Genomic DNA, 10,008 nt, shown 5'->3' with positions numbered 1-10,008 from the left:
TCCCGACCGAGACCGATACGAACAGGCCCGACCCGACCCCGCCGGGGCCGCCGGGACCGCCGGTGGCGGGCCGGCGTCCCGGCGGGGTCGGGTCGGGCCTGTTCGTATCGGTCTCGGTCGGGACGCGCTTCGGGGCGGGCCGCGCCGGTTCGGCGGGCCCGGCCGGGTCGGGGGCGTCGGCGGCGGGTTCGTGCACAGAGATCACCAAGGGGCCGGGTCGTCGGGCGTGACGGAATGGATGACGGCGCGCAGGTTGATCCGGACGAGGTCCACGTCGGCGATCGACAGCACCAGGTCGCCGGTCAGCACGGCGCCGCTGTTCAGCAGCCGGTCCAGCAGGTCGATCAACGCGACCTGGTGGCCCGCGAGGGCCGGCTCCTCGTCGAACCCCCGCAGCAGGACGTCATCGCCCACGCCGGTCCCCGTCCTCCGCGCGCGGGGCGGGCGGCGAGGCGAAGCTGTACGGCGCCCACGGGCCGGTCACCTCGACGCGCACGCCCGGCAGGTCCCGGGCCGCCTCCCGGACGGCCGCCGCGAACGCGTCGGTCGTCCCCTTCGGCACCAGGTACGCCTCGTTCGTGATGTTGCGGCCCTCCCCGGTGGCGAGTTCGCCCTGCTGCGGGCGGTGCACCACCCGGTCCACGGCGTGCGCCGCGGCCACCTCGCGGACCCGCGCGGAGGTCTCCGCCGCCTCGCGCGCCGCGTCCTCGTGCCGGGTGCGCTGCGCCTTGCGCCGCTGCAGGTAGGCCCGGCCCGGGTTGGTCCCGCCGCCGTCAGGCCGCGCGGCGTCCGGCCGGGCCGGGGCGGACGGGGCGCTCCGCGGGCCCGGCGGCAGCGCGTACACCTTCACGCCGCACTCCAGGTGCCCGGCGAGCCGCTCCAGCAGCGCCGTGAACTCGGGCCCCGACTCGTCCAGCATCGCCGCCACGCGCGCGTCGTCGCGGTAGACGGTCGCGAGCCGGAGCGGCAGGACGGTGACCGCGCGGAACAGGGTGTCGACCACCCCGTGGTGGGTCCGCGCGATCACCTCCAGCCGTCCCAGGTCCTCGAGCTGGGCCTTGAAGCCCTCCTCGCCGAACTGCGCCTCCGGCACGCTCGAGACCACCGCCGCGAGACCGCCCGACTCCACGGTGTGGACGGGCCGGTCCAGCAGGCCCGTGAGCCGCGGCACGGCCCGCTCCAGCTCCGGGACGCGCGGCCCCACCGCGTACACGTAACTCAGCTCGGCCGTCGTCGTCGGGGTCGGTGCGACGGTCATCGGGTGTCCTCCTCCCGGTCGGCGGCGGGCAGGCCGGCCACCTCGCGCAGCCGCTCCAGCTCCTCGCGCAGCCGCGCGTTCTCCTCCGCCAGCGAGTCCCGCCCGCGCGGGGTGCCCGCCTGGACGGCGGGCCGCCGCGCGTGCGAGCTGAGCGACGGGTCGTGCTCCCACCAGTCGATGCCCATCTCCTTCGCCTTGTCGACGGAGGCGACGAGCAGGCGGAGCTTGATGGTCAGCAGCTCGATGTCGAGCAGGTTGATCTGGATGTCGCCGGCGATCACGACGCCCTTGTCGAGCACCCGCTCCAGGATGTCGGCGAGGTTCGCCGACGAACCGCCGTCGCGGGCCGCGTACGGGCTCACGCCGGTGGAGGGCCCCATGCGGCCCGCGAGTGAGTCGGACATGTCACACCAGCCTCGTCCGGTCGTCGTCCTGCGCCGCGGCGGCCGCGTCAGCGGCGGCCGGCCCCGGCCCGTTCGCGCTCATCGTCGATCTCCTCGTCGGGCTCCTCCTCGTACTCCTCGTCCCGCTCGTCGTACTCGGCGTCCTCGGGCCCGTACTCGTCCGCGGGCTCCTCGTCCGGCTCGCCCTCGTACTCGTCGGTCTCGTCGAGGTCGCGGGGCTCGTCGTCCCCGTCTTCCTCGTCCCGCTCGTCGTACTCGGACTCCTCGGCGCCGGCCTCGTCGGCCTCGTCGGCCGGTTCGTCCGCGTACCCGTCGTCCTCGTGGACGTCCTCGTGCGCGTCCTCGGGACCGCGCTCCTCTTCTTCGCGGGCGCGTTCCTCCTCCTCGACGGCGTCGTCGTGCTCCACGACGACCTCGCCGTCGCGGATCTCGCCGCGCCAGCCGTCCGTGGCCTCGCCGCGCATCGTGATGAACTTGCGGTACAGCTTCAGGTCGAGCCGGGCCCGGCGGCCCTGCGCCCGCCAGATGTTGCCGGTCTTCTCGAACAGCCCCTTGGGGAAGTACTCGAGCACCAGCAGCACGCGGGTGAGGTCGTCGGTGATCGGGTGGAACGTCACCACGCCCTTGACCGTGGCCTTCGCGCCCTCGGACGTCCAGGAGATGCGCCGGTCCGGCACCTGCTCGGTGACGGTGGCCTGCCAGCTCCGCGTGGACTTGGCGACCTTCGCCGTCCAGTTGCTCTTGGTGTCGTCGGCCCGGTCGACGCTGACGACGCCCTTCGCGAAGGACGCGAACTCCTGGAACTGCGTCCACTGGTCGTAGGCCGTGCGTACCGGGACGCCCACGTCGACGTCCTCGATGATGACGACGCTCTTGGACTTGCCGCCGCCGCCCTTGCCCTTCTTGCCGCCCCCGCCGAACATCGACTTCACGCGGTCCTTCAGCATGGAGCCGCCGGCCTTGACGGCCGCCTGCGCGGGCGACTTCCCGTCGCCGATGGCCTGCCCGCCCTTGGCGAGCCCGCCCAGCAGCCCGCCGGGGGAGCCGCCGCCCTCGGCGAGTCTCCCGGCGCCCTGGCCGATCCGCTCGCCCAGGCCCGACACGGCCTTCAGCGCGCGTGCGTGCAGGTAGGACTGCAGCTCGGTCTTCAGCCGGTCGGTCGCGGGGTCGCCGGCCAGGTCGTCCTTCAGCTTGCTCATCGTCGACTCAGCCATCGGCGTCTCCGGCCCGGTCGGCGGCCTTCCGCCGGCCGCCGGACGCCGCCTTGCGCGCCGTCCCGGCGGTCTTGCGGGCGGTGGACCGTCCGGCCGACCGCCCGGCCGACGCCGCCTTGCCCGCCGGCCGGCGCGCGGCCGGCTCGGCGGCCTTGGACGCCTTCGCCGGCGCGGCCTTGCGGGCGCCGCCGCGGCGCTTCCCGTCGTCCGCGTTCCCCTCGGGGGCGTCCCCCTCGGGGGCGTCCGCGCCGGCGTCCGAGTCCTCGCGCGCCGTGTCCTCGCGCGCCGTGTCCTCGCGCGCCGTGTCCGGCTCGGCCCCGCCGTCGTCCCGGCCGCCGCGGCCGAGCGGGTCGCCCAGGTCGAGGGTGCGCTCGTGGAGCGTGTCGGCCAGGGTGTTCGCGCGCTGGGTGACCGCGGACGTCAGCGCCGTCCGGGTGCCGTCGACCAGGTCCTTGCGCACCTGGTCGCTCAGCCCGCTCACCAGCGGCGACGCCGCCGCGAGCCGGGACAGCTCGCGGGGGTCGAGGCTGATCTTCTTGCCGGCCAGGAACATGCCCAGCCCGATCGCCATCTTCGCCTTCTTCGTGCGCCCGAGGAGGTAGCCCCCCACGAGCGCGACGGCTATCTTCGCGTTGCTCTGCATCTCATCTCGTTTCCGTGGTCGTGCGGCCGTCGCCGCCGATCTCGCGCCACCGCTCCTCCAGCCAGGCCAGCCGGTCCAGCAGCTCGTCCTCGCGGCGGTCGAACTCGTCCTCGTCGATCCGGCCGTCGAGCAGCGCCTGCTCCAGCTCGCGCAGCTCGGCGCGGACCGGCGCGGGGTCGTAGTACTCCCGCTCGGCGGTCTGGACCACCTGGTCCAGGACCCAGCCGACGCCCCGCACGGGGGCCAGCGGGAGGGTCAGCACCTGCGTGATCAGGCCCATGCCGGTCCTCCGGTCAGACGAAGCTGTAAGGCGGCAGCGGCCCGTGCAGGGTCAGCGCGTACCCGGCGCCGCGGCGCTCCTTCTCCGCCTCCACGAGCCGGGCGAACTCGGTCGCGCGCGCCCGGTCCACGAGGAAGGACACGGCGAGGAAGTGCTCGCCGCGCGCCTCGCCCGCCGCGACCTCGGCGGCCGCGGGCGCGAGCGCGTCCACGATCTCCCGAGCGTCGGCGTCGTTGCGCCGCACGATCTCCTGGGAGATCAGCTCGCCGAGCGCCATCCGGTCGCCCTGCGCGGACGGGTTCTGGCGGGTGGCCTCGTTGAGCCGCCGGGCCTCCGGCGACTCGGTGAGGATCTCGCGCAGCACGTCGTCCTGGTCGCGGCCGCACCGGAGGTGGTACTCGACGCGGCCGGAGAGCCGCTCCAGCGTCGCCGCGTAGGTGTCGGCGTTCTCGTCGAGGGCGCCGGCGACCTCGTCGTGGCTCGGGGCCACGAAGCCGAACCGCATCGGCAGGACGGCGCCGTCCTCGAGCAGCCGCTCCAGGACGGCCTGGTGCGCGAGCACCTCGCGCCGCTTCGGCCGCAGGTCGGCGGGGGCGTCGCTGACCACCGCCTTCAGCGACCGTCCGGCGACGGTCGTCGGCGGCCCGGCGGACTCGCCGATGGCCTTCAGGTCGTCGAGGCGGTGCGGGTGTTCCGCATCCGTGATCGCGTAGACGTACACCGGCATGGTCGCTTACTCGCCTTCCTTGCGCCGCGGGCTCCGGCGGGCGGTGGACGACGAGGACGAGCGGCTCTTGCGCTCGGCGGGCTCCTCCTCGTCGCCGTCCCGGCCGCGCTGCAGCGACTCGCTGAACGCCTCGACCGCGCCGGTCAGCGCGCCCTTCGACTTGCCCTTGGCGCCGCTCTCCACCGAGTCGCCGACGATGTCGGTGAGCTGCGTCGGCGCCTTGCGGCCGGACTCCAGGTCGAGCCGGTTGCAGGCTTCGGCGAAGCGCAGGTAGGTGTCGACGCTGGCCACGACGACCCGCACGTCGATCTTGAGGATCTCGATGCCGACCAGCGAGACCCGGACGAACGCGTCGATGACCAGTCCCTTGTCGAGGATCAGTTCGAGGACGTCGTAGAGGCTCGAACTCCCTCCACCGGAGGAGGGGCGCGCCTGCTGCTGTTGCATGACGGTCATTGGGGGGCTCCCTTCGTATGGCGCTGGGTCCGTAGGGGAGTCGCCGCCCGCTCGGGGCGGCCGCCCTCAGGCCCGGTCCAGCTGTCCGCGCGCGTACCGCCGCGTGCGCTCGTACCCCATGAGCTCGCCCCGCTGGTCGAGCGTCACCCGGTAGGTCGCCATGACGCTGGAGGTGTCGGGGATCCGTTCGATCTCCACGACCTCCACGTCCGCGACCCACCCGCCGCCGTCCCGCGGCTGAAGCGCCGAAACCGAGTCCGGCTGGGCGCCGAGCAGCTCGGTGAGCTGCACGGCCGCGCCGCGGATGGCCTCGCGGGCGGAGACGCGGGGCGCGTCCCGTCCGTCCTCGCGGGAGGTCTCCGAGGCGCCGCGGTCCTCGCCGTCGTCCTGTTCGTTCTTCGCCATGGTTTCCTCGGAAATCGGGGGCAGGGGGTTGTCGGCGGCCACGTCTTCTGTTAGTGGCGGACGGCCCCTTCGTACCCGCTCCACGAAATCCACACCTCTCGGTCAAATCGGTCTTGAGATGACCTTGACCGGGCCGGGTCGGGACGGCATGGGGAACGTGCGCGCAAAGGCGCATGCAGGGGGAATCGCGGATGTCCCGGCGGAGCCGCCGTTCCGAGACGGTGTGATGCGGCTCATACAGGCGGCTCACGCACGCCGCTCATAGCGGCGGCTCGTGCAGGCGCCGTTCGCAGCGGCGCCCCGCACCCGTCTCGACGGGTGCGGGGCGGACCTCGCTGCGTTCTCTTCCGCCGCCGGTCGTCAGGCGGGCGGGTTCCAGTCGACGACCGGGGCGGCCTGCCGCAGGACGACGTTCGGGCCGAGCCGGCCCGCCGCCCGCATCGCCGCGTCGCGGAGGGCGACCCTCAGCGGGTCGTCCAGCCGGGTGAGGCGGGAGATCCGCCTCGACTTCGCCATGACCATCGCCGTGCGGGCCAGCCGCGCGCCGGTGTACCCGGCCGGGCCGCCGCCCTTCGTGACCTCGTGGGCCAGCACGACGGCGTCCTCGATCGCCTGGCAGGCGCCCTGGCCGAGGTTGGGGGTCATGGGATGGGCGGCGTCTCCGAGCAGGACGATCCGGCCGCGGTGGAGGGCCGGGAGCGGGCGCGGCAGGGAGGAGATGTCGTTGCGCAGGATCGTCGCCGGATCGGCCTGCCGCAGCAGGTCCGGGATCGGGTCGTGCCAGGAGCCGAAGAGGCGCAGCAGTTCGCGCCGCTCGTCCGGGGCGGCCGTGCCGGGGCGCGCGGGCGCGGTGGCGTAGCAGTAGACCCGGCCGTCGGCGAGCGGGTTGACGCCGAAGACCAGCCCGCGGCCCCAGGTCTCGGAGGCCGCGCCGCTTTCGCGCGGGTCGGCGGTGAGCAGGCGCCATGCCGTCAGGCCGGTGGGGCGGGGTCCGGGGCGGCCGGGGAAGAGGGCGGCGCGCACCGCGGAGCCGATGCCGTCGGCGGCCACGACGAGGTCCGCGCTCTCCTCGCCCGCCGCGGTCGCGACCGTCCCGCCGGGGGACGCGGACCCGACGGCGACGCCGAGCCGGATCTCCGCCGGGTCGAGGAGGTCCCGGAGCAGGCCGACCAGGGTGGCGCGCGGGATCACGACGGTGGGGTCGCCGAAGCGCTCGGCGGCGGCCTCCGCGCTGGTGCGGCTCAGCCAGGCGCCGTCCGGCCGCCGGATCCCGCCGTCGCCGGCGAACGCGGCGAGCGCCCGGACCCGGTCGCCGACGCCGAGGACGTCGAGGGCGCGCAGCGCGTTGGGCATGACGGCGAGGCCCGAACCGACCGGCTCCAGCGCCGGGGACCGTTCCAGGACGCGGACTGTCCAGCCCTGGTCCTTGAGCGCCGCGGCGGCGGCGAGGCCGCCGATCCCGGCGCCGATCACGATCGCTTTCACGAGAACTCCTCACTACGTCCGTAGTGACGAGACTACGTCTGTAGTGGAGACTACGCAAGTAGTGTGTCGCCATGAGATCGCCGCGCGCCGAGCTGGTCGCCGAGACCGCCATCACGCTGCTGGCCGAGCGCGGGATGCGCGGGCTGACGCACCGGGCGGTGGACGAGGCCGCCGGGCTGCCCCCGGGCGCCGCCTCCAACGTCGCGCGCACCCGCGCGGCGCTGCTGGCGCTGACGCTGGAGCGCCTGAACGAGCTGGAGGAGCGGCAGTTCGCCGCGGTGTCCGTCGACGATGTCCCCGCGGACCGGGAGGGCGCGGCCGACCTGGTGGCGCGGCTGCTGCGCGGGCAGATCACCCGGGACCGGCGGCGCACGCTGGCGCGCTACGAGCTGGCCCTGGAGGCCACCCGCCGTCCGGAGCTGCGGGGCGCGTACGACGCGAGCGGCAGGCATTTCGCGAGGCCGGCGGTGGCGCTGATGGAGGCCCTCGGGTCCGCCGATCCGGAGGCGGACGGGCGCCGGCTCGTCGTCTTCGCCGAGGGCGTGATGTTCTACGCGCTCGCGGGCGCCGGCGACGACCCGACGATGGACGGGCTGCGGCGCGACGCGGCCCGGTTCCTCGCCGGCCTGCTGGGCTGAGCGGGGTCAGAGCGTGTTGAGTTCGCGTTCCAGGATCGCGAAGGCGGCGTCGACGGCCTCGGTGAGGGACGCGTAGCCCATCCCGGGGGAGTGCAGGGCCTCGGCGGCCGTGCGGAAGGCGCCCGTGGCGGTGGCCGCGACGAGGTGCGGGCGCAGGTCGGTGGCGGGGTCGAGGCCCATCCGCTCGGCGATGACCTCGGTGAGCAGCATCTGCTTGCGCGCCGCGTGCTCCAGGCTGCCGGCCGACAGGGCGGGGCTGTCGGTGGTGATCGAGATCAGGCACTCGAACCGCTCCGGCGTGAAGCCGAGCGCGCCCGTCTCGCAGGCGCGGGAGACCTGGACGACCGTGCGGCGCAGCGCCGTCATGATCGGCTCGTCGGCCGGGCGCTCGGACAGCAGGCGCAGGACGGCGCGGAGCTGCTCGTCCTGGAAGGTGAGCGCCACGTCCTCCTTCGAGGCGAAGTAGCGGAAGAACGTGCGGGACGACACGTCGACCGCGTCGGCGATCTCCTCGACGGTCGTCGCGTCGTACCCCTTCTCGGCGAAGAGGGCGAACGCGGCGTCGACGAGGGCCTCGCGGGTGCGCTGCTTCTTGCGCTCCCGGCGGCCGGGCGGCCGGGCGTCGGGGACGGTCGCGGTCATGGGCGAATCCTAACGGCCGGGTAGTGGCGGGTAAAGCGACTGAGGCCGACTATTGGCATTTTGTGACTGATGTCGCGCTGCGACTCACGACGGTTGACGACAACTGTCATGCCATGACACTTTGAGGGGGTTGCCGATCGGGAGGACGAAGGATGACGCAGGTACTCGAGAAGCCGGTGCGGCCGCGGGAGCGGGCGGGGCGGGGGCATCCCTGGCTCACGCTGCTCGCGGTCGCGCTGGGCGTGATGATGGTCGGGCTCGACGCGACCGTGGTGGCCATCGCCAACCCGGCGATCGCGCGGGAGTTCGGGGCCGACCTGTCCGGCCTCCAGTGGGTGACCAACGCGTACCTGCTGGCGCTCGCCGTGACCCTGATCCCGGCCGGGAAGATCGCCGACCGGTTCGGACGCCGCCGGACGTTCCTGGCGGGCGTCGTCGGGTTCGCCGCGTCGAGCGTCCTCATCGGGGTGTCCGGCGGGCTCGGCATGGTGATCTTCTGGCGGGTCGTGCAGGGCTTCGCGGGCGCGCTGCTCCAGCCGGCGAGCCTGGCGATCCTGCGCAACACCTTCCCCGCCGAGCGGCTCAACACCGCCATCGGCGTCTGGGGCGCGACGGTCGGCGTGTCGATCGCCGGCGGCCCGATCGTGGCCGGGCTGCTGGTGGAGAACGTGAGCTGGGAGTCGGTGTTCTTCGTCAACGCGCCGCTGGGGCTGGTCGCGCTGGCCGTGGGCCTGTGGGTGATCCGCGAGTCGCGGGACGAGGACGCGGCGGGGCGGTTCGACCTCGCCGGGGTCGCGCTGCTGTCGGGCGCGCTGTCCGCCCTGGTGTGGGGCCTGATCCGGGCGGGCGAGGACGGCTTCGGGGACCCCGTCCCGCGCGTGTCGTTCGCGGCGGCGCTGGTGCTGTTCGCGGTGTTCGTCTGGAACGAGCGGCGGGCGGAGAACCCGCTGCTGCCGCTGAGCCTGTTCCGGTCGGTGTCGCTGTCGGCGGCGACCGGGCTGATCGTCCTCGGCTTCTTCGCCATGTTCGGAACGATCTTCTTCATCACGCTGTACCTGCAGCAGGTGCACGGGATGAGCCCCGTCGACGCGGGCGTCCGGCTGCTGCCGATGACGGCCGTGTTCATCGTGGCGTCGCCGGTGGCGGGCATGCTGACCAGCCGGTTCGGGCCGCGCGTGCCGCTGGCGCTCGGAATGGCGTCCACCGCCGCCGCGCTGCTCGGGCTGTCGCGCGTCGGCGCCGCCGCGCCCTACGCCGAGCTGTGGCCGTGGTTCGTGCTGATGGGGCTGGCGTTCGGCATGGTGATCGTCGCCGGGACGGAGGCGATCGTGGGCAACGCGCCGCCGCGGCTCGCGGGCGTCGCCGGGGGCCTGCAGCAGACGGCGTCGCAGGTCGGCGGCGTCCTCGGCACCTCGGTGCTCGGGGTGCTGCTGTCCACCCGGGTCGGCGACGTGCTGTTCGGGCGGCTGACGGAGGCGGGCGTCCCGGACGCCGCCGCCCGGGGCCTCGCCGGGCAGGAGGGCATCGTGGCGCAGGGCGTCGCGCCGGTCCCGCCCGGCACGCCGGGGCCCGCCGCCGACGCGATCACGACCGGCAGCCACCTGGCGTTCATGGACGGCTTCCAGACGTCGCTGACCGTCGCCGGGGCCGTCGCCGCCGCCGCGGTGCTCGCGGCGCTGCTCGTCCGGCGGGGCTCGTCCCCGGTCGAGGGCGCGGCGGCCCTGTAGCGCGGGCGGGCGCGGGTCAGCCCGGGTTCGGCGCGGGGTTCGAGGTGGGGCTCGGCGTGCCGGGCGGCGTCGGCTCCGCCGACGGCGGGGGCGTCCCGGTGTCCGGGGGAGAGGTCGGGGGCGCGGAGC

General features: G+C 74.6%; 12 protein-coding genes and 2 pseudogenes. 2 read left to right on the top strand and 12 right to left on the bottom strand.

Going from position 1 to position 10,008, the window contains the following annotated elements; all coding sequences use genetic code 11:
* The 11 genes and pseudogenes from DMH08_RS42145 to DMH08_RS36140 all read right to left on the bottom strand — a co-directional run.
* Positions 1 to 196: pseudogene (locus DMH08_RS42145) on the bottom strand (hypothetical protein); the annotation flags it as partial.
* 5 nt (positions 197 to 201) lie between these two features.
* Entirely contained in the window at positions 202 to 414 is a 213-nt protein-coding gene (locus tag DMH08_RS36185; RefSeq protein WP_211238396.1) for a gas vesicle protein, read from the bottom strand.
* The gene (locus tag DMH08_RS36180) at positions 404 to 1,258 is read right to left on the bottom strand and encodes a GvpL/GvpF family gas vesicle protein (protein WP_125620668.1); all 855 of its coding nucleotides are present in this window, start codon (positions 1,256 to 1,258) and stop codon (positions 404 to 406) included. The genes DMH08_RS36185 and DMH08_RS36180 overlap by 11 nt, the downstream gene beginning before the upstream one ends.
* Positions 1,255 to 1,662 (bottom strand): gas vesicle protein, encoded by a 408-nt coding sequence (locus tag DMH08_RS36175; protein ID WP_026401119.1) that lies wholly within the window; start codon positions 1,660 to 1,662, stop codon positions 1,255 to 1,257. Before DMH08_RS36175 ends, DMH08_RS36180 begins: the two co-directional genes overlap by 4 nt.
* Before the next feature lie 47 nt (positions 1,663 to 1,709).
* A complete protein-coding gene (locus DMH08_RS36170) occupies positions 1,710 to 2,876 on the bottom strand; it encodes an SRPBCC family protein (RefSeq protein WP_125620667.1) in 1,167 nt (388 codons plus the stop codon).
* Positions 2,869 to 3,519 (bottom strand): hypothetical protein, encoded by a 651-nt coding sequence (locus DMH08_RS36165; RefSeq protein ID WP_199748169.1) that lies wholly within the window; start codon positions 3,517 to 3,519, stop codon positions 2,869 to 2,871. The genes DMH08_RS36170 and DMH08_RS36165 overlap by 8 nt, the downstream gene beginning before the upstream one ends.
* 1 nt (position 3,520) lies before the next feature.
* Positions 3,521 to 3,799 carry a gas vesicle protein GvpG gene (locus tag DMH08_RS36160; protein WP_026401117.1) on the bottom strand — a complete coding sequence of 93 codons (279 nt, stop codon included), beginning with the start codon at positions 3,797 to 3,799 and terminating at the stop codon, positions 3,521 to 3,523.
* A gap of 13 nt (positions 3,800 to 3,812) precedes the next feature.
* A complete protein-coding gene (locus DMH08_RS36155) occupies positions 3,813 to 4,526 on the bottom strand; it encodes a GvpL/GvpF family gas vesicle protein (RefSeq protein WP_026401116.1) in 714 nt (237 codons plus the stop codon).
* A gap of 6 nt (positions 4,527 to 4,532) precedes the next feature.
* Positions 4,533 to 4,982, bottom strand: coding sequence for a gas vesicle structural protein GvpA (locus DMH08_RS36150; RefSeq protein ID WP_026401115.1), 450 nt, complete (start codon positions 4,980 to 4,982; stop codon positions 4,533 to 4,535).
* A gap of 66 nt (positions 4,983 to 5,048) precedes the next feature.
* Positions 5,049 to 5,387 (bottom strand): gas vesicle protein GvpO, encoded by a 339-nt coding sequence (locus DMH08_RS36145; protein ID WP_084549889.1) that lies wholly within the window; start codon positions 5,385 to 5,387, stop codon positions 5,049 to 5,051.
* Positions 5,388 to 5,747: 360 nt separating this feature from the next.
* Positions 5,748 to 6,872 carry an FAD-dependent monooxygenase gene (locus DMH08_RS36140; RefSeq protein ID WP_026401113.1) on the bottom strand — a complete coding sequence of 375 codons (1,125 nt, stop codon included), beginning with the start codon at positions 6,870 to 6,872 and terminating at the stop codon, positions 5,748 to 5,750.
* Positions 6,873 to 6,943: 71 nt separating this feature from the next.
* Here DMH08_RS36140 and DMH08_RS36135 point away from each other — a divergent pair, with 71 nt between their 5' ends.
* Positions 6,944 to 7,510, top strand: a complete 567-nt coding sequence (locus DMH08_RS36135; protein WP_125620665.1) for a TetR/AcrR family transcriptional regulator — start codon at positions 6,944 to 6,946, stop codon at positions 7,508 to 7,510.
* Positions 7,511 to 7,516: 6 nt separating this feature from the next.
* Here DMH08_RS36135 and DMH08_RS36130 read toward each other — a convergent pair whose 3' ends face one another.
* Positions 7,517 to 8,152 carry a TetR family transcriptional regulator gene (locus DMH08_RS36130; protein WP_125620663.1) on the bottom strand — a complete coding sequence of 212 codons (636 nt, stop codon included), beginning with the start codon at positions 8,150 to 8,152 and terminating at the stop codon, positions 7,517 to 7,519.
* A 152-nt stretch (positions 8,153 to 8,304) separates the two neighbouring features.
* Here DMH08_RS36130 and DMH08_RS36125 point away from each other — a divergent pair.
* Positions 8,305 to 9,895: pseudogene (locus tag DMH08_RS36125) on the top strand (MFS transporter); the annotation flags it as partial.
* Between the last annotated feature and the right edge of the window lie 113 nt (positions 9,896 to 10,008).

Origin of the sequence: Actinomadura sp. WAC 06369 (genome assembly GCF_003947565.1) — a bacterium.
Classification (GTDB): domain Bacteria; phylum Actinomycetota; class Actinomycetes; order Streptosporangiales; family Streptosporangiaceae; genus Spirillospora; species Spirillospora rifamycini.
Note: the sequence above shows the minus strand (reverse complement) of the source record. Positions and strands in the feature narration are given on the sequence as shown.